Below are 22073 nucleotides of genomic sequence, written 5' to 3' on the forward strand. Positions count from 1 at the left end.
AGGCCATCTGCGCCGTCGCAGCATCGATCCTCACCGCGATCCACCACATGCCGAGCGACGGCGCCGCCTGCACCGACATCGGCCCGGACCGCTTCCGGAAAGCCCAACCCATGACCCGCGCTCTCGCAAGGCAGATCGAACGCCTCGGGTCCAAATGCTCAATCTCGCCCGAAGCGCCGGTTTCTATTTAGGCGCCACCGCCGCCGTGGCGGAGCGCATCCGGTGCGTCCGGCCCTACTGGTCCTCGAACTGCGAGGCGTCGAGGTTGAGGAGGTTGCCGAAGAGCTGCTCCAGCACGCCGAGCTGGCGGCCGCCGGTGTCGGTGGTGCGCGCCTCGAGCTCGACGATGCGGCCCCGCTCGAGGCCGTAGCTCCCGACGCCGGTCACCACGCCGTCGCCGTTGAAGCTGACCACCAGCACGGTGCGGTCGATCACCCTGGGGCGGTGGTAGGTGTAGTTCTCGATCGTGCTCTCGACGTAGTACCAGGCGGTGTCCTGCAGCAGGCCCGTGCTCGACGGCAGGCCGAGCTTCTCCTCGACCGTCGCGGCGGTGTCGACGCCCGGCTTGACCGAGGCGATGTCGCCGCGGGAGGGCATGTAGCCATGCACGTTGGTCGTGGCCGCGCAGCCCGCGGCGAGGCCGAGGACGAGGACGCAGATCGCGGTGCGGCGCAAGGCCTTGGAACGCATTCGCAACCCTTCGGGGCTGACCGGATTTCCCTTGCTCCCCTATCCCGGGCATGATGTATGTTCAAGGAACTTGGACCGCCGCGACGCCGCCGAAGCCGGCCCGACGCGACCGAACACCTCCCCGAGGGCCGACGATGCCGGAGATCGTGACGCGTTCGGCCGCGAACCCCGAGTTTCCCCGCGTCGTCGAGGCGCGCGGCTTGCGCGGCCTTGCCGCCTTCCCCTTCGACGTCTCGCCCGACGCCGACGAGGCGGCGGCGATCGCCCGGCTCCTCGGCGCGCAGGCGGTGCGCAAGCTGCGGCTGAAGGGCCGGCTCGCGCCGGCGCCGGGCGGCGCCTGGGGGCTGGAGGCCACGCTCGGCGCGACGGTGGTGCAGACCTGCGTGGTGACGCTGGAGCCGGTGACCACCCGCATCGACACGCCGGTGCGCCGGATCTTCACCCCGGACGCGGCGGCGACGCTGGCGGCCGAGGCGACGGCGGCGGAGATCGAGCTCGATCCCGACGAGGACGACGAGATCGAGCCGCTCGGCGACCGCATCGACCTTGGCGTGGTGGCGATCGAGGCGCTGGCGCTGGCGCTGCCCCCCTATCCGCGCCGGGAGGGCGCGGAGCTCGGCGCCGCGGCCGAGAGCGGCCCGCCCGGCGCCGCGCCCCTCGAATCCGGCGAGGTCCGCCCCTTCGCGGCGCTGGCGGCGCTGCGGGGCAAGCCGGGCGAGGACGCGTGAGCCGCGCGATTCGGGGTTGCGTCGCGGCGGCGGATGCGTATGTTCCGCGGCTCGTTTTCCGGTCGCGGTCAGGCGGGCGGGGGTGACATGGCGCGCCCCTTCTGCTACCTCGCCGCGACGAACGCGCAGCACGAGGCTTCGGGCGACGGCCCGGACGAGATCGAGGTCGAGAAATGGCTGTTCCGAAGAGCAAGGTCACGCGGTCCCGGCGCGGGATGCGCCGGTCGCATGACGCGCTGGTGGCGGCGAATCCCAACGAATGCTCCAACTGCGGCGAGCTTCGCCGCCCGCACCATGTCTGCCCGGCCTGCGGCCACTACGACGGCCGCGAGGTCGTCGCGATGGTCGAAGAGGTCGATCTCGACGACGAAGCCGCCTGACGTCCAGGCATCGGGGCTCCCGGGCCGCGATGAGGGCGCCGCGATGAGCGTGCCGCGATGAGCGCTGGCGATCCGGCAGTTCCGGGCGCTTCCGGCGATATCGTGCTTTCGATCGACGCGATGAGCGGCGAGCGCGGCCTCGGCGAGGTCGTGCGCGGCCTCGGCAAGTCGCTCGCCGAGAACGGCCGGCTGCGCTACATCCTGCACGGCGACGCCGACGCGCTCCGGAGCGCCATCCGCGCCAGCTCGCCCCTGGCCGCGCGCACCGAGATCCGCCACGCCGCCTCGGTGGTGCCGATGGACGAGAAGCCCTCGCGGGCGCTGCGCAGCGGCCAGGGCTCGAGCATGTGGAACGCGCTCGAGACGGTGAAGTCGGGCGAGTCGCGGGTGACGATCTCCTGCGGCAACACCGGCGCGCTGATGGCGCTCGCCATGCTGGTGCTGCGCAAGGCCCCCGGGGTGAACCGCCCGGCGATCGCCGTGCTCTGGCCCTCGCTCAACCGCTCCGGCTACAACGTGCTGCTCGACGCAGGCGCCGACATCCGCGCCGACGCCGAGGATCTGCTCCGCTACGCGCAGATGGGCGCGTCCTATGCGCGCAACGCCTTCGGGCTGCGCCGACCGCGGGTCGGGCTCCTCAACGTCGGGGTCGAGGAGCACAAGGGCCGGCCGGAGCTGCACGAGGCGACCGCGCTGATCGGCGCGGCGGCCCCGGTCGGCGATTTCGAGTACATCGGCTACGTCGAGGGCAGCGACATGGCCTCCGACCGGGTCGACGTGATCGTCACCGACGGGTTCACCGGAAACATCGCGCTCAAGACCGGCGAGGGCACCGCGGGCATGATCCGCGGCCTGCTGCGCGAGGCCTTCGCCTATTCCTCGCTCAGTCGGATCGGCGCGCTCTTCGCCTATACCTCGCTGCAGCGGCTCTCGAAGCGGATCGACCCGCGGCGGGCGAACGGCGGCGTGTTCCTCGGGTTGAACGGCACGGTGATCAAGAGCCACGGCTCGGCCGACGCGACCGGCATCTCCGCGGCGATCAAGCTCGGGGCGACGCTCGCCGAGAACGGCTTCGCCGAGCGGCTCGCCGCGCGCATCGCGCCGACGCCCGCCGCCGGGCAGGCGCACGGGATGGCCCCGACATGAGCGGCATGATCGTCCGCTCGGTGGCCCGGGGCTGCGGGCACTACCTGCCGGCGCGGGTGGTGGAGAACGCCGAGTTCGCGGCGACCCTCGACACCTCGGACGAGTGGATCCGCACCCGCACCGGCATCGAGCGCCGCCGCTTCGCCGCCGAGGGCGAGAAGACCTCCGACCTCGCCACCGCCGCCGCCCGGGCGGCGCTGGAGAACGCCGGGCTGGAAGCGGCCGACATCGACGCGATCGTGCTCGCCACCGCGACGCCCGACCAGACCTTTCCCTCGACAGCGACGCGGGTGCAGGCGGCGCTCGGGATGCGCGGCGGCTTCGCCTTCGACGTGCAGGCGGTCTGCGCCGGCTTCGTCTACGCGCTCGCCCAGGCCGACGCGATCATCCGCATCGGCCAGGCGCGCCGCGTGCTGGTGATCGGGGCCGAGGTGTTCTCGCGCATCCTCGACTTCTCCGACCGCGGCACCTGCGTGCTCTTCGGCGACGGCGCCGGCGCGATCGTGCTCGAGGCCGCCGAGGGCGCGGGCGGGCCCGGCGACCGCGGCCTCCTCGCCACCGACCTGCGCTCGGACGGCCGCTACAACGGCATCCTCTACGTCGATGGCGGCCCCGCCACCACCGGCGCGGCCGGGGTGGTGCGGATGGCCGGGCAGGAAGTGTTCAAGCACGCCGTCGTCAAGCTCGCCGAGACCGGCGCCGCGGCGCTCGCCCGCGCCGGGCTCGGGCCGGCGGACGTCGACTGGCTGGTGCCGCACCAGGCGAACCTGCGCATCATGACGATGACCGCGCAGAAGCTCGGCGTGCCGCTCGAGCGCGTGGTGGTCACCGTGCAGGACCACGGCAACACCTCCGCCGCCTCGATCCCGCTCGCGCTCTCGACCGCCGCCGCCGCGGGCCGCTTCCGGCCCGGCGACGTGATCCTGATGGAGGCGATCGGCGGCGGCCTCGCCTGGGGCGCCGCGGTGCTGCGCTGGTAGGCGCCGGCGTCCGCCGCCCGCCCCTTCGCGGGCGTCCTTGTTGACTCGTCTCGCGACTCGCCCGTAAGGTTAACAAAATGTTGATCAAAAACGGGGGGCGGCAATGAGCGAGAAGACCCTGACTCGCATGGAGCTGAGCGAGGCCGTGTTCCGGGCCGTCGGATTGTCGCGCAACGAGAGCTCCGACCTCGTGGAATCGGTGCTGGAGCACATCTCCGAGGCGCTGGTGCGCGGCGAGACGGTGAAGATCTCCTCGTTCGGCACATTCAGCGTGCGATCCAAGTCCGCGCGCGTCGGGCGCAATCCCAAGACCGGCGAGGAGGTGCCGATCGAGCCCCGCCGGGTGCTCGCCTTCCGTCCGTCGCACATCATGAAAGAGCGGGTGGACGCCGGCAACAAGCGCTGATGCCGGGAGCCGCGTGATGGACAAGTCCCCCGAGGCGTTCCGCACGATCAGCGAGGTCGCGGACGTGCTCGACGTGCCGCCGCACGTCCTGCGCTTCTGGGAGAGCCGCTTCTCGCAGGTCCGCCCGGTCAAGCGCGGCGGCGGCCGGCGCTACTACCGCCCCGAGGACGTGCGGCTGCTGCGCGGCATCCGCGGCCTGCTCTACGACGACGGCATGACGATCAAGGGCGTGCAGAAGATCCTGCGCGAGCGCGGGGTGCGCCACGTCATCGGCCTCGGCACCCTGCCGGACGGCGAGCCTGAGCCCGCCGCCGCCGCACCGAAGCCCGAGCCCTCGAAGCGCAAGCCCGCGCCCGCTGCGCGCCCCGCGCCGGCGGCCCCCCAGCCCGACCTCTTCACGCCCCCGCCCGCCTCGGCCCCCGCGGCGGGCGCCCCGGCGCCGGTAGCGGAGGCGCCCGCGCCGGCGCCCGTGGCGGAGACCGCAGTCCCGACCGCCGTCACCGAAGCCGCCGTCGAGGCGCCCGCCATTGACGCGCCCGACCGCCTCGCCCGGATGCGCAAGCTGGTCTCCGAGCTCGAGGCGCTGCGCCGGGTGATGGTGAGCGACTGAGCCCGACTTCCGGTCGGCTATCCCCGAAGCCAGCGCGCAGCCGTCACGCCGCCGCGCGGGTGACGATGGCGCGGCAGACGAGGATCACCGGCACGATGCCGGCGGCGGCGATGACGAGGCTCGGGACCGCCGCCTGGTCGAGGCGCTCGTCGGCGGCGAGGCGGTAGGCCTGCACCGCCAGCGTGTCGAAGTTGAACGGCCGCATGATCATCGTCGCCGGCAGCTCCTTCATCACCTCGACGAAGACGATCAGCCCCGCGGTCAGCAGGCTGCGCCGCACGATCGGCAGATGCACCCCGGTCAGCACCTGCGGCGCGCTGCGCCCCAGCGTCCTCGCCACCGCGTCGAGGTTCGGGCTGACCGCGGCCAGCCCCGCGTCGAAGGCGTTGAGCGCGATCGCCATGAACCGCGCCATGTAGGCGACGACGAGGAGCCCGATGGTCCCGGTGAAGAGCAGCCCGGTCGACACGCCGAAACGCGCCCGCATGAAGCCGTCGATTGCGTTGTCGAGCCCGGCGAAGGGCACCAGCAGGCCCACGGCGATCACGCCGCCCGGCACCGCGTAGCCGAGCCCGGCCCCAAGGGCCATCGCCCGCGTCGCCGGCCCCGGGGCCGAGCGGGCGCGATGGCCGACCAGCACGCCCCCCGCCACGGTGACCAGCGCCGCGATCCCGGCGAGGGTCAGCGAATGCAGCACGAAGTCCACATAGCGCGGGTCGGTCACGCTCTGCGCGGAGCGCACCGCCATGCGCCCGAGCACGACGACCGGCAACAGGAACCCGACCAGCACCGGCGCGAGGCAGGCCGCCGTCGCCGCCCAGGCCCGCCAGCCGGCGAGCGGCGTCCGCTCCAGCGTCGCGAGCCGGGCGCCGCGCAGGTGGGTGCGCGCCCGGCCGCGCTCGATCCGCTCCAGCGCCGCCACGAGCAGCGCGAAGCCGAGCAGGCACAGCGCCAGCTGCGCGGCGGCGGCGCGGTCCTGCATGGCGAACCACGCCTGGTAGATGCCGGTCGAGAAGGTCCGCACCGTGAAATGCGCCACCGTGCCGTAGTCGGCGATCGTCTCCATCACCGCGAGCAGCGCCCCGGCCGCGATCGCCGGGCGCGCCATCGGCAGGCTGACGCGCAGGAACGCCGCCGTCGGCCCCCGCCCCAGCGAGCGCGCCGCGAGATAGGCGGTCGCCGACTGCTCGGCGAAGGCGGCGCGGGCGAGCAGGTAGACGTACGGATAGAGCACGCAGACGAACATCAGCGCCGCCCCGGGCAGCGAGCGCACGTTCGGGAACCAGTAGTCGCGCGGCCCCCAGCCGGTGATCTCGCGCAGCCACGTCTGCACCAGCCCGGAATGCTGGAGGAGGTCGGTATAGGCGTAGGCGAGCACGTAGGCCGGGAAGGCCAGCGGCAGGACCATCATCACCTCGAGCGCCCGCGAGCCCGGGAAGCGGAACATCGTCACCAGCCAGGCCCCGCCCGCCCCGACGGCGATCGCGCCGGTGGTGACGAGCGCCACGAGCGCCAGCGTGTTGCGGACGTAGACCGGCAGGACGGTGTCGATCAGGCCCCGCCAGGTGGCGAGGTCGCCGAGGAGCGCGGCGATCGCCGCCGCGGCCATCGGCGTGACGCAGATCCCGGCGACGATCCAGGCCAGCGCCGCCAGCGTCCGTTCGCCCATGCCGGGCCCTCCCCTCGCATCGCCCGGGGGAATAGCGCCGCGACCCGACGCCGGCAAGCCGTCAGCCGAGCCCCGCGAGCCGGAGCGCGGCGCCGGCGGCGGCGGCGAGGCCAAGCGTGGCGAGAAGGCCGAGGCGCAGAACGAAGACCGCCACGAGCGCGCCGGCGACCAGCGCCAGCGCGAGCGGGTCGGCGCTGGCGAGGACCGGCCGGTCGAAGTGGAGCCAGCCGGTGCGCACCGGGACATGCGCGGCGAAGACCACGTGCGACGCGAACCACAGCGCGAGGTTCAGGATCACCCCGACCACCGCGGCGGTGATGGCGCGCAGCGCGCCGCCGAGCCCGCGCGCCCCGCGCAGCCGCTCGACGAAGGGCGCGCCCGCGAGGATCCAGAGGAACGAGGGCACGAAGGTCACCCAGGTGGTCAGTATCGCCCCGAGCGTCGCCGCCAGCATCGGATCGAGCGTCCCCGGGTTGCGATAGGCGGCGAGGAAGCCGATGAACTGCACCACCATGATCAGCGGTCCCGGCGTGGTCTCTGCCAGCCCGAGCCCGTCGAGCATCTCGGCCGGGGTGAGCCAGCCATAGCTCGCCACCGCGGCCTGGCCGAGATAGGCGAGCACCGCGTAGGCCCCCCCGAAGGTCACCACGGCGAGCAGGCTGAAGAAGCCGGCGATCCGGGCGAAGACGTTGTCCGGCCCGAGCGCCAGCAGGAGGACGCCGACCGGGGCGAGCCAGAGCGCCGCGGTCAGGCCGGCGACGCGGAGGACGCCGCGCAGGCGGCCGCGGTCCGGCGCCGGCGGCTCCTCGCCGAGCGCCGAGTCCCGGTCGGCGAGCCCGCCCCGCGCCGCGTGGCCATGGCCGGGCGCGAGGCCCGCCACCCCCGCCCGCGCCGCCGCCCAGCCGACGAGGCCGGCGACGAGCACAACGAGCGGAAAGGGAGCGCCGAGGAAGCCGAGCGCGACGAAGGCGAGCGCGGCGACGGCGATCGTGGCCGGGCTCGTCAGCGTGCGCCCGCCGATGCGCAGCAGCGCCTGCAGGACGATGGCGACGACCGCCGCGCGCAGGCCGAAGAACAGCCCCGCGACGAGCGGCGTCTCGCCGAGCGTGACGTAGGCGACGCTGAGCGCCAGCATGGCGACGAAGCCCGGCAGCACGAAGAGAAGGCCCGCCGCGACCGCGCCGCGGACCCCGTTCAGCAGCCAGCCGAGATAGATGGCGAGCTGGTGCGCCTCCGGCCCCGGCAGCAGCATGCAGAAGTTGAGCGCGTGCAGGAATCGCGCCTCGCCGACCCAGCGCTGCTCGTCGACGACGATGCGATGCATCACCGCGATCTGCCCCGCCGGCCCGCCGAAGCTCAGCGCCGCGACGCGCGCCCAGACACGGAGCGCCGCAGGAAAGGGGACGACGTCGCCCCCGGGCGACGGGACAGGCGTGGAGGCGTCTGGCGTCATGGCGTGCGTCCTCGGCAACGGCTCGCGGACGCGATGCTTGGGCTGGCGCCTGACGGGGAGATCGCGCGGTCCCCGTGCCGCCAGCCTCGCCTATGCCCCGGCGGGCGTCAAGCTGCGCCGCCGAACGCGACCTGCAGCCGCCGCACCGCCTCGTCGACCCGCGCCCGCGGCGTGGCGATGTTGAACCGCATGAAGGTCTCGCCCCCCGGCCCGAACTGCCGCCCCGGGCTCGCGGCGATGCCCGCCTCGCGCACCCGCGCCTCGATCCCGTCGGGCGAGAGGCCGGTCCCGGCGAAGTCGATCCAGGCGAGATAGGTCGAATCGAGCGGCGTCGGCCGCACCCCCGGGATCGCCCCGAGCCCCGCCTCGAAGGCGCGCACGTTGCCGTCGAGATAGACGAGCAGTTCCTCGAGCCAGGCCTCGCCGCCCGAATATGCCGCCGTCGCCATCAGCACCCCGAGCCGGTTCGGGCTACCCCCCGCCGCCGCGATCCGCGCCGCCAGCCGCGCGCGCAAGCCCTCGTCCGGCACGATGGCGTTGCCGGTCAGCGCGCCGGCGATGTTGAAGGTCTTCGTCGTCGCCGTCAGCACCACCAGCCGGTCGAGCGCCTCCGGCGCCGCCAGCGCCGCGGTGACGTGCCGCCGCCCCGGCAGCACCAGGTCGTGGTGGATCTCGTCCGCCACCAGCACGAGGTCATGCGCCCTGCAGAACGCCGCCAGCTCCCGCTGCTCCTCGACCGACCAGATCCGCCCGCCCGGATTGTGCGGCGAGCAGAACACCACGATGCGCTCGTCGCCCGTCAGCCGCCTCGCCAGATCGTCGAGATCCATGTGCTGGCGCCCGTCGCGCGTGACCAGCCGGTGCTCGACGATGCGCCGGCCGTTTGCGGCGATCACCCGCGCGAAGGCGTGGTAGACCGGCGTGAACAGGATCACCCCCTCGCCCGGCGCGCTGAACGCCTGGCAGCAGAACCCCACCCCGGCCACCACGCCATGCGTGGTCAGGATCGCCGCCGGGTCGACCTCCCAGCCGTGCCGCCGCGCCATCCAGCCGCAGATCGCCGCCCGATAGGCCGCGTCGTCGCCGAAATACCCGGGCACGCCCTGCGCGATCTCCGCGGCCAGCGCCTCCATCACCGCGGGCGGCGGCCGGAAGTCCATGTCGGCCACCCACATGGCCAGCCCGTCCCCGGCCGGCACGCCGAAGAGCCGCTCCATCATGTCCCATTTCAGGCAATGGGTCCGTCGGCGGTCTATCGGCTCGTCGAAGTCGAACATCGGCCCTCGCTCCCTCGCGGCGGCGCTCAGGGGGCAGGCCGGCGCGCGCCTTGTCAAGGCGGGCCGCTTCCCTTACCTGCGCCCCATGAGCCTGCGCCCCATCCTCATCCATCCCGACCCGCGCCTGCGCAAGACGGCCGAGCCCGTCGCCGCCGTCGACGACGCGGTGCGCGGGCTGGTGGCGGACATGCTCGACACCATGTACGACGCCCCGGGCATCGGGCTGGCCGCCACCCAACTCGGAGTGATGAAGCGGGTCTTCGTCATGGACTGCGCCGGCAAGGACGATCCCCCCGCGCCCCTCGCCCTCGTCAACCCGGAGATCCTCTGGCGCTCGCCGGAGACCGTCGTCTCCGAGGAAGGCTGCCTCTCGATCCCCGACGTCTACGAGGACGTCACCCGCGCCGAGCGCATCCGCCTCGGCTGGACCGACCTCGACGGCGCCCGCCGCGAGGCCGACTTCGACGAGCGCTGGGCGATCTGCGCCCAGCACGAGCTCGACCACCTCGACGGCAAGCTCTTCATCGACTACCTCGGCGCCGTCCGCCGCGCGCTGATCACCTCGCGCATGAAGAAGCTCAAGCGCGAGAAATCGCGGGCCTGAGCCCGATGTCTGCGGCGGAGGGCCCGATGCGCCTCGTCTTCATGGGCACTCCCGACTTCGCCCGCGCGAGCCTCGACGCGCTGGCGGAGGCCGGCCACGAGATCGCAGCCGTCTACTCGCAGCCGCCGCGCCCCGCCGGCCGCGGCCAGAAGCCCCGCCCCTCCGCCGTCGCCGCACACGCCGAGGCGCTCGGCCTTCCCGTCCGCACCCCCGCCTCGCTGCGCGAGCCGGAGGCGCAAGCGGCCTTCGCCGCCCTCGGCGCCGAGGCGGCGGTCGTCGCCGCCTACGGCCTGATCCTGCCGCGCCCGATCCTCGCCGCGCCCCCACGCGGCTGCCTCAACGTCCACGCCTCGCTGCTGCCGCGCTGGCGCGGCGCCGCGCCGATCCAGCGCGCCATTCTCGCCGGCGACGCGCAGACCGGCGTCTCGATCATGCAGATGGAGGCCGGGCTCGACACCGGCCCGGTCCTCCTCGCCGAGCCCCTCCCGATCGGCCCGGAGGAGACCGCGGGCGCCCTCCACGACCGCCTCGCCGCCCTCGGCGCCCGGCTGATCGTCGACGCCCTCGCCCGCCTCGACGACCTGACCCCGCAGCCCCAGCCCGAGGCCGGCGTCACCTACGCGGCCAAGATCGACAAGGCCGAGGCCCGCATCGACTGGACCCTGCCCGCCCCGGAGGTCGACCGCCGCATCCGCGCCCTCTCCCCCTCCCCCGGCGCCTGGTGCGAGCTCGCCGGCGAGCGCCTGCGCCTCTTGCGCTCCCGCCTCGCCGAAGGCGCCGGCGCGCCCGGCGAGACCCTCGACGACGCGCTGACCGTCGCCTGCGGCCACGGCGCGGTGCGTATCCTCGCTGTGCAACGCGCCGGTCGCGCCCCGACCGACGCCGACGCCTTCCTGCGCGGCTTCCCGCTGCCCCCGCGCGCACGACTCGCCTGACCCCGGCTAGCCCCGCGGCCCCTGCCCGACATACGCTCGAACGCCACCCGTCCGCGCCCGGCACGTCAGCGCCCCTTTCTTCCTTCCTTCTTCCTTCCTTCTTCCTTCTTCCTTCTTCCTATCGTGCAGGTTCCCCCGCCCAGCGGGCGGGGGGAAGGGGGGTGGGAGAACGGCGCGCAACAGCGCGCAGGGGCCCCGCCCGCGCCTGCGCGGGTGGGGAGACCGACTCCGGGGCGCAAAGGCGCCCCGTCATCGCTCCGGAGACCAGCCCCGACCCCCCGGGTTTGACATGATGCGCCGCCACATATTAGCTGCGCTGCGGCATGACCGGATGCCGAGGCCCGGAGATCGACCCCATGAGCTTCACCGTACCGCCGCAGGCCCCCGCCCGGCCGAACCGCTGCCAGCTCTTCGGCCCGGGCTCGCGGCCCGAGCTCTTCGAGAAGATGGCCGCCTCCGCCGCCGACGTCATCAACCTCGACCTCGAGGACAGCGTCGCCCCGGGCGACAAGGCGGCGGCGCGGCAGAACATCATCCTCGCGATCAACGAGATCGACTGGGGCACGAAGACCCTCTCCGTCCGCATCAACGGCCTCGACACCGAGTTCTGGTACCGCGACGTCGTCGAGGTGCTGGAGGAGGCGGGCGACCGCATCGACCTCTTCATGATCCCCAAGGCCGGCTGCGCCGCCGACATCTACGCCGTCGACGCGCTCTGCTCGGCGATCGAGACGGCGAAGGGCCGCGGGAAGCGCGTCGGCTTCGAGGTGATCATCGAGACGGCCCTCGGCTTCCGCAACGTCGCCGAGATCGCGACCGCCAGCCCGCGGATGCAGGCGATGAGCCTCGGCGCCGCCGACTTCGCCGCCTCGATGGGGATGCAGACCACCGGCATCGGCGGCACCCAGGAGAACTACTACATGCTGCCGCCGAAGGATCTCGACGGCCCCCGCGGCCCGGTCTACGGCGACCCGTGGCACGGCGTCACCGCGGCGATCGTCGCGGCCTGCCGCTCGGCCGGGATCCTGCCGGTCGACGGGCCGTTCGGCGACTTCTCCGACGACGAGGGCTTCCGCGCCCAGGCGCGGCGGGCGGCGACGATGGGCATGGTCGGCAAGTGGGCGATCCACCCCAAGCAGGTCGCGCTCGCCAACGAGGTGTTCACCCCCTCCGGCAAGGTGGTGGCCGAGGCGCGCGAGATCCTCGCCGCGATGGCCGCGGCCGAGGCCGCCGGCCAGGGGGCGGCCGTCTACAAGGGCCGCCTCGTCGACCTCGCCTCGATCCGCCAGGCCCGGGTGATCGTCCGGCAGGCCGAGCTCATCGGCGGCTGAGCGCCGCCCGCCGCTGACCGGCGGCCGAGCGCCGTCCGCCGCTGATCGGCGGCCGAGCGCCGCCGGCGCGCATCCTTCCCGCACGACGCCCGTTGAGGCGACGCCCCGACCCTGCGTATTCTCTGCGCGGGGTCGGTGTGGTCTCGTCTCGCTCGAAGGGTGTCGGAATGCGGTTCCTGTCTGTCGTCTCGCTGTGCCTCTGCGCGCTTTCCCCGGCCGAGGCGGCGACGCTCGCCTCGTTCTCGAGCCTCTCGACCAGCGACCCCGGCCTGCCGCGGCTGACCGGCTACGCCAGCACCAACGGCGCCACCACGGGGCTGCCGGGCGGGGTCTACGACAACGCCGCCGCGGCGAGCGGCGAGGGCCGGACGATGGCGAGCGACTCGTGGGGCGACCTCGCCCGCGGCGCGGTCCGAATGTCCGGCTCGGCCACGGGCATGAACGGCGACACCTATGCGCAGACCTCGAGCTACTTCCGGCTCGACGCCACCTTCACCACCGACCGGCTGGCGCGGATCAGCTACGACATCGGCTATTCCGGCGGCTGGAGCCGGTCCGAGCGGCAGAACGGGGACATGAGCGTCGACATCAGCCTCTACAGCGGCTCGGCGAACCGCAGCTGGTTCGGCGACGCGCGCATCCTCACGGGCCTCCCGGAGGACGACTTCGACGACCGCCTGCGGCTCAGCCACGTGGTGCGGCCCGGGGTCACCTACAGCTTCCAGCTCCTGATCGACGCGGCGATGAACGGCGGCATCGGCTACGAGAGCGGGGCCTTCGCGCTGCAGACGCTGATCGGCCTCGGCGCCAGCGACGGCGCGCGCATCACCTTCGACGACCCCCGCCTCTTCGCCGACGCGCGGCCCGCCCCGGTGCCCCTGCCCGCCCCCGCCGCCCTCCTCGGCGCGGCGATGCTCGGCCTCGTCGCCGTCGGCCGCCGACGGCGCGCAAGACCTTGAAATTTGGCTAACCAACTTTGCTGATATCATTGAGAAAAACATGGCGTCCCACTGTGGGACGTTTGCCCCTCTCAGCTGCCTGAGGCGCCGGGTCCCTTGCATCGGGGGCCCGGCGGGGGATATGTGGGCGAGCCCGAACGAGGGGACCGGATGCAGAACTATCTCGACTTCGAGAAGGGCCTCGCCGAGATCGAGGGCAAGGCGGAGGAGCTGCGCGCCCTCGCCCGCAAGACGCCCGAGATGGACGTCGCCGCCGAGGCCGTCGCCCTCGACGCCAAGGCCTCGGCGCTCCTCGACGAGCTCTACCGCAGCCTCGACCCCTGGCGGAAGGCGCAGGTCGCCCGCCACCCCGACCGGCCGCATTGCCGCGACTACGTGGCGACGCTCTTCACCGAATGGACGCCGCTCGCCGGCGACCGCAACTTCGCCGACGACCACGCGGTGATGGGCGGGGTCGCGCGCTTCGAGGACCGGCCCGTCGTGGTGATCGGTCACGAGAAGGGCCACGACACCCGCTCGCGGATCGAGCGCAACTTCGGCATGGCCCGGCCCGAGGGCTATCGCAAGGCGATCCGGCTGATGGACCTCGCCGACCGCTTCGGCCTGCCCGTGGTGACGCTGGTCGACACGCCCGGCGCCTATCCCGGCAAGGGCGCCGAGGAGCGCGGCCAGGCCGAGGCGATCGCGCGGGCGACCGAGAAATGCCTCTCGATCGGCGCGCCGGTCGTCTCCGTCATCATCGGCGAGGGCGGCTCCGGCGGCGCCGTGGCGCTCGCCACCGCCGACCGGGTGGCGATGCTCGAGCACTCGATCTACTCGGTGATCTCGCCCGAGGGCTGCGCCTCGATCCTGTGGAAGGACGCCGACAAGGCCCGCGAGGCCGCCGAGGCGCTGCGCCTGACCGCGCAGGACCTCCGCGCCCTCGGCGTGATCGACCGCATCGTCCCCGAGCCCCGCGGCGGCGCCCAGCGCGACCGCCCCGCCACCATCGAGCGCGTCGGCGTCGCCATCCACGAGATGCTGGCCGAGGTCGACGGCAAGAAGCCCGACGCGCTGCGCAAGGCCCGCCGCCGCAAGTACCTCGACATGGGCTCGAAGTCCCTCGTCGCCTGACGCTCACCGGCTGCGGTTCTCCCCCGGCCCGGCCCGACGGCCCGGCGCTCCGCGGCCGTTGGCGGCCTCGCCTGACGGCTCAGCCGCCAACGGCGTCGTCCGGCTCGCCTGGCGGCTACTGCGGCCGCCTTCGGCTCGCCCGACGGCTCACCCCTCCGCGGTCGCCCCCGGCTCGGCTCGCCCGACAGCTCACCCCTCCGCGGTCTCCTCCGGCACGTCCGCCGGCGCCGGCGCCGCGTCGCCTTCGGTCACGGCCCCGCCGCCGGCGTCCAGCGCGGCGCCGAACTCGCGGATCATCGCGGCGAGCTCGAGCTCCTCCACCCGCTCCGCCGCCTTCTGCGCCGGGAACCACTTCACCCGGCGCTGGCCGAACTCGGGATACTTGCGCTCCATCTTGCGCACCTCGAGCGGAAACACCCGCACCACGCAGAAGATCCGCCGCCCGTGCCCGAGGTTCTTGTCGTAGCCGAAGAGCCCGATGCTCGGCCCGGTCTCGCCGTTGACGCCGGCCTCCTCGTAGGCCTCCCGCGCCGCCGCCTCGGCCTCGGTCCGCCGCCGCATCGGCCAGCCCTTGGGGATCACCCAGCGGCCGGTGTCGCGGCTGGTGATCAGCAGGACCTTGGTCACGCCCGCGCCGCTCCGCCGCCAGCACAGCGCGCCGACCTGCAGCTTCGCCGGACGCCCGGGCGCCTGCGTCGCCGCCAGCGCGCTGCGCTTGCGCTTGTCGGAGGGCTTCTTGGCCATGCCGCCTCTTGCGCCGTCGCGGACGGCGTGGGCGCCCGCGGCACCTTCTACCGCGGTCGCGGCCGGAGGCCAACCCGCGGACAAGCCCGCGCGATCTGCTGCCGGGCAGGCTTGGCGGCGCGGCGGCGGGATGCTAGCAAAACCGGGAAAGCCTCGCCGGGACCGGCCCGACGGAGACCCGGAACGGGCGCGTCGGGCGGCGCCGCCGCCCTCGCGCGGTCGGGCCGGCGGGCTTCAGGGAACCAACGGAGAGGAGTATGTCGGTGAAAGCTCTGATGTTCGCGGCCGCGGCCCTCGCCCTGTCGACGGCCGCGGCCGTCGCGCAGGACAAGGTCGTCAACGTCTACAACTGGTCGGACTACATCGCCGAGGACACCATCGAGAAGTTCGAGGCCGAGACCGGGATCAAGGTCGTCTACGACGTATTCGACAGTAACGAGACGCTGGAGGCGAAGCTCGTCACCGGCAATTCCGGCTATGACGTGGTCGTTCCGACCTCGGGCCACCTGCGACGGCAGATCGAGGCGGATCTGTATCTGCCGCTCGACAAGTCGAAGCTGCCGAACCTCGCCAACATGGACCCCGACCTGATGAAGGCGGCCGAAGCCTACGACCCCGGCAACGAGCACGCCGTCATCTACATGTGGCTGACCACCGGCATCGGCTACAACGCGGCGATGGTGCGGGAGCGGCTGGGCGACGATGCGCCGACGAACAGCTGGAGCCTGATCTTCGATCCGCAGTATGCGTCGAAGCTCGCGGATTGCGGCATAAGTATTCTCGACAGCCCGACCGACGTATTGCCGAGCGCGATGGCGTATCTGGGGATCGATCCGACCTCGACGAAGACCGAGGACCTCGAGGCGGCGGCGGCGTTGCTCGAGAAGGTGCGGCCCTATATCCGGCAGTTCCATTCCTCGCAGTACATCAACGACCTGGCGAACGGCTCGCTCTGCGTGGCGCTCGGCTTCTCGGGCGACATCTTCATCGCCGCGGACCGCGCCGCCGAGGCGGGGACCGGCATCGAGATCAAGTATTCGATCCCGAAGGAAGGCGCGCTGCTGTCGTTCGACATGTTGGCGATCCCCGCGGATGCGCCACATCCCGAAGAAGCGCTCGCCTGGATCAACTTCATCATGAAGCCGGAGATCACCGCGGACATCACCAACTACGTCTATTATGCCAACGCCAACATTCCGGCGATGCAGTTCGTCAATCCGGAGATCGCGGAGGACCCGGCGATCTTCCCGCCGGCGGAGGTGAAGGCGAAGCTGTTCCCGGCGGTGACCTACGAGCCCAGGACGGACCGGGCGATCACCCGGCTCTGGACCACGCTGAAGACCGGCCAGTAGCCCGGTCCGCGGCGGCCCTGCGAGGGGCCGCCGCGCCGATCTCCGGGGGCTGGGTCCATCCCTCTGGAACGGCGGGAAAAAACCGGGCTGGAAGGCGGCTGGAATCGGGCTGGAATCCGGCTTGCCATTTTTTAGCCGGTTGTTGACGCCCTGGACGCGATTTGCCGGGCGGGCTCACCTTGTGGCGGGTCGCTCCGCGCCTGTCATGCGGCGGCGGCGCGGAGATTGAGGTCCTGGCTGAAGAAGTTCGACGGGTCGTAGCGGCGCTTCACTTCGGCGAGCCGCGCGTAGTGGTCGCCGAACGAAGCCTGCACCATCGCGTCGCTCGCCTCGCTGTTGAAGTTCAGGAGGTGACTGCCATGGGCATGGGGTTCGATCGCGTCGTAGAAGGCGCGGGTCCAGGCGACGTGCTTCGCGGTTTCGGCCGGATCGAGCCACTGCGCCGTCATGCCGATGTTGTAGTCCGCCGACCGCTGCGCGAAGGCGGAGCTTGCCGGATCGACCCGCGAAGCCGCCCCGCCGTAATACTCGACCAAGGTCGCCGAGAGCGGCGACTCCATGCGGTCGGCGAACGCGACGATCGTGTCGATCACCGCGTCGGTCAGCCCGTGAACGAAGCTCGAGCGCCAGTAATTGTGCGCGCCGTCCGGGAAGCCGCCGTCGATGAGGCGCTGCATCGCCGGGAAGGGCATCGGCGCGATCATGTCCGCCATGGGCGGGCCGAAGCTGCGCAGCGGCGCAAGGAAGCGCTCGCCTTCTGCGATCTCGCCTGACCAGCAGGCGAGCGCGGCGACGATCGGCACGCCGTCGGGAGAGGTGACGATGGCGCAGTAGCAGGTCAGATCCTCGGGAGCGCGATCCATGAAGTCGCGATAGAAGCGCAGGACGTCCCCGGCGCGGTCACGGGGCCAGACCAGCATACCGCCGAGGATGGTCGACACCGGATGCGCCCGGAAGGTGAAGTCCGTCACCACCCCGAAATTGCCTCCCCCGCCCTTCAGCGCCCAGAAGAGATCCTGCCGCTCGTCGGCGCTCGCCGTCAGCACCGCCCCGTCGGCGTCGACGAGGTTCATCGCGAGCACGTTGTCGCAACTGAGGCCGTATTTGCGCACCAGCCACCCGACGCCGCCCCCGAGCGTGAGCCCGGCGATGCCCGTGGCCGAGACGACGCCGGCGGGCACCGCGAGGCCATAGGCATGGGTCTCGCGGTCCAGATCGCCCAGGGTCGCCCCGCCCTGCACGCGCACCGTCCGCGTCGCGGGATCGACAAGGACGGCCCGCATTTCGGAGAGGTCGACGACCATTCCGTCGTCGCAAAGTGCGCGGCCCGCGACGTTGTGCCCGCCGCCGCGAACGGTGACCTTCACGTCGCTGGCGCGGGCGAAGCGGATCGCCTCCACGACGTCGGCGGCGCCGCGAACCCGCACGATCAGGCCCGGACGCCGATCGATCGAGGCGTTCCAGATGCGGCGCGCCCGCTCGTAGTCGGCGTCGCCCGGGCGAACGATCCGCCCGGCGAGCCTCGTCGCCAGCGCATCGACGGCGGCGGCGTCGACCGGCGCACCGTCACGGGACATGAGCATTCTCATTGGTCCTCCCTCCCTCGGCTGCGTCCAGAATAGCACATCGACGCGGGTCTGACGCGCCCGGTCATCGGCCGCGCTTCGGCGCAGGGCAGTCGGCGGGCCGTCGCAGGGGGGGTGGTCAGAGCCGGTCGCGGAGCGCGTACCAGGTCATCGCCAGCGCCAGCAGCGGCCAGCGCAGGCGGGGGCCGCCGGGGAAGGCGGGCTGGGGGAGGCGGGCGAAGACGTCGAAGCGCTCGGCCGAGCCGCGCAGCGCCTCGGCGATCAGCTTGCCGGCGAGGGTGGCGATCGCCACGCCGTGGCCGGAATAGCCGCCGGCCGAGACCGCGCTCGCGTCGAGGCGCTGGAAGGCCGGCATCCGGTTGACGGTGATGGCGAGCGTCCCGCCCCAGGCGTGGGTCACGCGCAGGTCGGCGAGCCCGGGATAGATCGCGAGCATCCGCGGCCGCACCAGCGCGGCGATGTCGCGCGGGAAGCGGTAGCCGTAGCTCTCGCCGCCGCCGAACAGCATCCGCCCGTCCGCGGCCAGCCGCCAGTAGTTCACCACGAAGCGGCTGTCCGCCGCCGCCACGCCCTGCGGGATCAGCGCCGCGGCGCGGGCCGGATCCATCGGCTCGGTCGCGAGGATGAAGTTGTTGATCGGCATGACCCGCGCCGCCACGGCGGGCTCGAGCCCGCCGAGATAGCCGTTGCAGGCGACGACGACGTGGCGCGCCGTGACCGCCCCCGCCGCCGTCTCGACCCGGCCGCCGGCGCGGCGGAGCACGCGGCTCTCCTCATGGAGCCGCACGCCCGCCGCCCGCGCCGCGCCGCCGAGCCCGATCGCGTAGGCGAGCGGGTGGAGATGCGCCGCGCGCGGGTAGTGGAGCCCCCCGAGATAGGCCTCCGTCCCCAGCATCGCCGCCACGCCGGCGGCGTCGAGCGGCAGCGCGCCGTCGTAGCCGTAGTCGCGGGCGAGCTTCTCGCCATAGGCGTGGTACTCGGCGACGTAAGGGGCCTTGTGGGCGGCGTAGACGATCCCCGGGCGCAGGTCACAGGCGATGGCGTGGCGCGCCACGAGGCCGCGGACCAGCGCCTGCGCCTCCTCGGCGAGGTCCCAGAAGGCGCGGGCGGCCGCCCTGCCCGCCTTCGCCTCCAGCCAGTCCTGGTCCTGGCGCTGCCCCGGCCCGACCTGCCCGCCGTTCCGCCCCGAGGCGCCCCAGCCGACGCGGTTCGCCTCGAGCAGCACGACGTCGTAGCCCGCCTCGGCGAGGTGCAGCGCGGCGGAGAGGCCGGTATAGCCGCCGCCGATCACGCAGACGTCGGCCCTGGCCTCGCCGGTCAGCGGCGGCGCAGGCGCAGGCGGGTCGGCGCTTTCGGCATACCAGCTCGCGGCATGGACGCCGGGGCGGTCGTTGGCGGTGAGGAGGTCGAGGGACATCCTCGGAGAGCCGTCCTCAGTAGAGCGAGAGGAGCGTCGGCAGCAGGCCCGCCTCGTGCAGGTCCTCGATCACCTCGGTGAGCGGGAGCGCGAGCAGGAAGACCGCGCCGTCGCGCAGCGTCTTCCTGAGGCTGCGCGTGGTGAAGACCCCGGCGCCGGCGCCCTCGTCGTAGAGGCCGAGGCGGGGCCAGAAGCGCGGCGTGCGGGCGCAGTAGCGCGCATAGGCCGGACCGAAGCGGCGGTGGAGGAAGGCTTCCTCGCGGCGCACCACCACGGCGAAGATGGCCCAGCAGATCAGGCCGCCGAGGACGGCGAAGCTCGCCATTCCGGTCTGCATCCCGACGCCGACGGCGCCGAGGATGGAGCCGACGTAGAGCGGGTTGCGGCAGACGCTGTAGGGGCCGGTGGCGACGATCTCGTCGTTCTTGCGGTCGCCGATGTAGAGGGTGCACCAGAGCCGCAGGGCGATGGCGGCGAGGATGGCGACGAAGCCGCCGAACTCGATCCAGACATGATAGTCGGTGTCGCCGCTCTCGCGCGGCGCGACGACGAGGAGGGCGGCCGCCACGGTCAGAATGGCGAGGATCACCACCTGGCGGCGGAGGGCCTGGACCCGGCCGAGGGCGCGTTCGTCGATGGTCATCGGTCCTCCTCAGTAGAGCGTGAGCCAGTTGGGCAGCCAGCCCATCATGTGCAGCGCCTCGGCCGCCTCGGTCAGCAGGATCGCGGCGAGGAAGGGCGCGGCGTCGCGAAGCGTGCGCCCGAGCGCCGCGATCTCGAACTCCATCGTCGGCCCGTCGTCGCGGTAGAGCGACAGCCGCGGCAGGAAGCGTGGCGTCCGCGCACAGTAGCGCGCGTAGTCCTCGCGGAAGAGGCCGGCGAGATGCGCCTCCTCGCGCTCCACGACGAGGGCGAAAACGAGCGCGGTCACCGCCCCGCCGATGGCGGCGAAGGTCAGCATCCCGGTCTGCAGGCCCACCCCGACCGCGCCGAGGAACGAGCCGACGTAGAGCGGGTTGCGCGTCATGCTGTAGGGGCCGGCGGTGACCAGCCGGCGGTTCTTGCGGCTGCCGATGTAGAGCGTGCACCAGAGCCGGACGCCGATCGCCGCGACGATCGCCACGTAGCCGGTGGTCTCGGTCCAGAAGTGGTAGCTCGTCTCGCCCATCTCGAAGGGCTCGACGACGAGGAGCGCCGCGGCGGCGATGGCGATCGCGCCGATCAGCGTCCAGCGCCGCAGATCCTGGACCTGTCCGAGATGCAGTGCTTGCGCCATGTCGTCCTCCTCAGACGTTCAGGAGCAGGTGGTCCCGCTCCCAGGGCGAGATCACCCGGAGATAGGTCTCCACCTCGTCCCGCTTGATCGCCTTGTAGAGGGTGCAGAACTCCTCGCCCAGCGTCGCCGTGACGTCGGGGCAGTTCTCGAAGAGGTCCAGCGCGGCGAGGAGGTCGCGGGGCAGCGCGCGGGGCCGGTGATAGGCCTCGCCGGAGACCGCCTCGCGCGGGACGAGCCCCGCCTTCATCCCGAGATAGCCGCAGGTGAGCGAGGCGGCCAGCGCGAGGTAGGGATTGCAGTCCATGCCCACCACGCGGTTCTCGACGCGGCGGCCCTCCGGCGACGAGATCGGCACGCGGATGCCGGTGGTGCGGTTGTCGGGCCCCCATTCGAGGTTGATGGGCGCCGAGCCGCCGGGGACGAAGCGGCGGTAGGAGTTGACGTAGGGCGCGAGGATGCAGACCACGGTGGGCAGGTGGCGCTGCATCCCGGCGATGAAGGCGTGGAAGAGGTCGGTCGGCCCGCCATTGTCGCCGGTGAAGACGTTGCGCCCGGTGGCGACGTCGACCACCGAGTGGTGGACATGCATCGCCGAGCCGGGCTCGTCCTGCATCGGCTTCGCCATGAAGGTGGCGAAGCAGTTGTTGCGGAGCGCCGCCTCGCGGATGGTGCGCTTGAAGAAGAACACCTGGTCGGCGAGCTTCATCGGGTCGCCGTGGACGAAGTTGATCTCGACCTGGCCGGCGCCGCCCTCCTGGATGATCGTGTCGATCTCGAAGCCCTGCGCGTCGGAGAACTCGTAGATGTCGTCGATCACCTTGCCGTACTCGTCGACGGCGGACATCGAGTAGGCCTGCCGCGACACCATCTGCCGGCCGGTGCGGCCCACGGGGGGCTCGATCGGCTCGTTGGGGTTCAGGTTCGGCTTGATGAGGTAGAACTCCATCTCCGGCGCGACCACGGCGGCCCAGCCCTCGGCGGCGTAGAGCTCGATGACGCGCTTCAGCACGTTGCGGGGCGCGACGGGGACCGGCTCGCCGGCGAGGTTCTCGACGTTGTGGATGACCTGGAGGGTGACGTCGTCGGCCCAGGGCGCCGCGGTGCCGGTCGAGTATTCGGGCCGGAGGACCATGTCGGACTCGGTCCACTGGTTGACGTCGTGCATGTCGACGTAGTCGCCGGCGATGGTCTGGTGGAAGATCGAGGTCGGCAGGAACATCCGGTCCTCGCGCGAGAACTTGTTGTAGGGCATCGCCTTGCCGCGCGAGATGCCGGCGATGTCGGGGACGATGCACTCCACCTCCTCGACGCGGCGCCCGTTGAGCCACGAGCGGAAGGCGTCCGGCAGACGGTCGAGGAAATCGGGCGGCGTGACGGGGGGCACGGGGCGGACTCCGGATGTGGCGGCGGGCCGAGC

22 protein-coding genes are annotated in these 22073 nt (G+C 72.6%); 12 read left to right on the forward strand and 10 right to left on the reverse strand.

Annotated features, from left to right (window positions below; translation table 11 throughout):
- Positions 1-234: 234 nt before the first annotated feature.
- On the reverse strand, positions 235-690 hold the full coding sequence (locus KBB57_RS04675; protein WP_290747368.1) for an outer membrane protein assembly factor BamE: 456 nt from the start codon (positions 688-690) through the stop codon (positions 235-237).
- 134 nt (positions 691-824) lie between these two features.
- Between KBB57_RS04675 and KBB57_RS04680 the strand changes: the two genes are divergently transcribed.
- The 6 genes from KBB57_RS04680 to KBB57_RS04705 all read left to right on the forward strand — a co-directional run bounded on the left by KBB57_RS04680 (position 825) and on the right by KBB57_RS04705 (position 4940).
- Positions 825-1418 (forward strand): DUF177 domain-containing protein, encoded by a 594-nt coding sequence (locus KBB57_RS04680; protein WP_290747369.1) that lies wholly within the window; start codon positions 825-827, stop codon positions 1416-1418.
- 173 nt (positions 1419-1591) lie between these two features.
- Positions 1592-1798 carry a 50S ribosomal protein L32 gene (gene rpmF, locus KBB57_RS04685; RefSeq protein ID WP_290747370.1) on the forward strand — a complete coding sequence of 69 codons (207 nt, stop codon included), beginning with the start codon at positions 1592-1594 and terminating at the stop codon, positions 1796-1798.
- A 57-nt stretch (positions 1799-1855) separates the two neighbouring features.
- Positions 1856-2944: a phosphate acyltransferase PlsX gene (gene plsX / locus KBB57_RS04690; RefSeq protein WP_290747371.1), complete on the forward strand. Its 1089-nt coding sequence runs from the start codon at positions 1856-1858 to the stop codon at positions 2942-2944.
- A gap of 8 nt (positions 2945-2952) precedes the next feature.
- Entirely contained in the window at positions 2953-3924 is a 972-nt protein-coding gene (locus tag KBB57_RS04695; protein ID WP_290747404.1) for a beta-ketoacyl-ACP synthase III, read from the forward strand.
- Positions 3925-4027: 103 nt separating this feature from the next.
- On the forward strand, positions 4028-4330 hold the full coding sequence (gene ihfA, locus KBB57_RS04700; protein WP_290747372.1) for an integration host factor subunit alpha: 303 nt from the start codon (positions 4028-4030) through the stop codon (positions 4328-4330).
- 16 nt (positions 4331-4346) lie between these two features.
- The gene (locus tag KBB57_RS04705) at positions 4347-4940 is read left to right on the forward strand and encodes a MerR family transcriptional regulator (protein WP_290747373.1); all 594 of its coding nucleotides are present in this window, start codon (positions 4347-4349) and stop codon (positions 4938-4940) included.
- A gap of 43 nt (positions 4941-4983) precedes the next feature.
- Here the strand turns inward: KBB57_RS04705 and KBB57_RS04710 are convergent, their stop codons facing one another.
- The 3 genes from KBB57_RS04710 to KBB57_RS04720 form a co-directional block, all read right to left on the reverse strand.
- Entirely contained in the window at positions 4984-6609 is a 1626-nt protein-coding gene (locus KBB57_RS04710; protein ID WP_290747374.1) for an iron ABC transporter permease, read from the reverse strand.
- Positions 6610-6670: 61 nt separating this feature from the next.
- A complete protein-coding gene (chrA, locus tag KBB57_RS04715) occupies positions 6671-8062 on the reverse strand; it encodes a chromate efflux transporter (RefSeq protein ID WP_290747375.1) in 1392 nt (463 codons plus the stop codon).
- Positions 8063-8169: 107 nt separating this feature from the next.
- Positions 8170-9339, reverse strand: a complete 1170-nt coding sequence (locus tag KBB57_RS04720; RefSeq protein ID WP_290747376.1) for a MalY/PatB family protein — start codon at positions 9337-9339, stop codon at positions 8170-8172.
- An 85-nt stretch (positions 9340-9424) separates the two neighbouring features.
- Between KBB57_RS04720 and def the strand changes: the two genes are divergently transcribed.
- The 5 genes from def (at position 9425) to KBB57_RS04745 (ending at position 14281) form a co-directional block, all read left to right on the forward strand.
- Positions 9425-9943, forward strand: a complete 519-nt coding sequence (def, locus tag KBB57_RS04725) for a peptide deformylase (protein ID WP_290747377.1) — start codon at positions 9425-9427, stop codon at positions 9941-9943.
- Positions 9944-9969: 26 nt separating this feature from the next.
- The gene (gene fmt / locus KBB57_RS04730) at positions 9970-10878 is read left to right on the forward strand and encodes a methionyl-tRNA formyltransferase (RefSeq protein WP_290747378.1); all 909 of its coding nucleotides are present in this window, start codon (positions 9970-9972) and stop codon (positions 10876-10878) included.
- A 356-nt stretch (positions 10879-11234) separates the two neighbouring features.
- Positions 11235-12209: a CoA ester lyase gene (locus tag KBB57_RS04735; protein ID WP_290747379.1), complete on the forward strand. Its 975-nt coding sequence runs from the start codon at positions 11235-11237 to the stop codon at positions 12207-12209.
- Between the two features lie 167 nt (positions 12210-12376).
- Positions 12377-13168 (forward strand): hypothetical protein, encoded by a 792-nt coding sequence (locus tag KBB57_RS04740; protein WP_290747380.1) that lies wholly within the window; start codon positions 12377-12379, stop codon positions 13166-13168.
- 150 nt (positions 13169-13318) lie between these two features.
- On the forward strand, positions 13319-14281 hold the full coding sequence (locus KBB57_RS04745; RefSeq protein ID WP_290747381.1) for an acetyl-CoA carboxylase carboxyltransferase subunit alpha: 963 nt from the start codon (positions 13319-13321) through the stop codon (positions 14279-14281).
- Positions 14282-14470: 189 nt separating this feature from the next.
- Here the strand turns inward: KBB57_RS04745 and KBB57_RS04750 are convergent, their stop codons facing one another.
- On the reverse strand, positions 14471-15025 hold the full coding sequence (locus tag KBB57_RS04750) for an NUDIX hydrolase (RefSeq protein ID WP_290747382.1): 555 nt from the start codon (positions 15023-15025) through the stop codon (positions 14471-14473).
- A 257-nt stretch (positions 15026-15282) separates the two neighbouring features.
- Here KBB57_RS04750 and KBB57_RS04755 point away from each other — a divergent pair, with 257 nt between their 5' ends.
- On the forward strand, positions 15283-16377 hold the full coding sequence (locus KBB57_RS04755; protein WP_290747383.1) for a polyamine ABC transporter substrate-binding protein: 1095 nt from the start codon (positions 15283-15285) through the stop codon (positions 16375-16377).
- Positions 16378-16580: 203 nt separating this feature from the next.
- On the opposite strand, the gene KBB57_RS04760 is transcribed toward KBB57_RS04755, so the two are convergent.
- From KBB57_RS04760 to KBB57_RS04780, 5 genes are all read right to left on the reverse strand, one after another.
- Positions 16581-17954: an FAD-binding oxidoreductase gene (locus tag KBB57_RS04760; RefSeq protein ID WP_290747384.1), complete on the reverse strand. Its 1374-nt coding sequence runs from the start codon at positions 17952-17954 to the stop codon at positions 16581-16583.
- A 127-nt stretch (positions 17955-18081) separates the two neighbouring features.
- A complete protein-coding gene (locus tag KBB57_RS04765; protein ID WP_290747385.1) occupies positions 18082-19380 on the reverse strand; it encodes an FAD-binding oxidoreductase in 1299 nt (432 codons plus the stop codon).
- 16 nt (positions 19381-19396) lie between these two features.
- Positions 19397-20023: an isoprenylcysteine carboxylmethyltransferase family protein gene (locus KBB57_RS04770; protein ID WP_290747386.1), complete on the reverse strand. Its 627-nt coding sequence runs from the start codon at positions 20021-20023 to the stop codon at positions 19397-19399.
- A gap of 9 nt (positions 20024-20032) precedes the next feature.
- Positions 20033-20656: an isoprenylcysteine carboxylmethyltransferase family protein gene (locus tag KBB57_RS04775; protein WP_290747387.1), complete on the reverse strand. Its 624-nt coding sequence runs from the start codon at positions 20654-20656 to the stop codon at positions 20033-20035.
- A 10-nt stretch (positions 20657-20666) separates the two neighbouring features.
- Complete coding sequence (locus KBB57_RS04780; RefSeq protein WP_290747388.1) at positions 20667-22040, reverse strand: glutamine synthetase family protein; 1374 nt, start codon at positions 22038-22040, stop codon at positions 20667-20669.
- Positions 22041-22073 lie beyond the last annotated feature (33 nt).

This window comes from Amaricoccus sp., assembly GCF_017993425.1.
Classification (GTDB): Bacteria; Pseudomonadota; Alphaproteobacteria; order Rhodobacterales; family Rhodobacteraceae; genus Amaricoccus.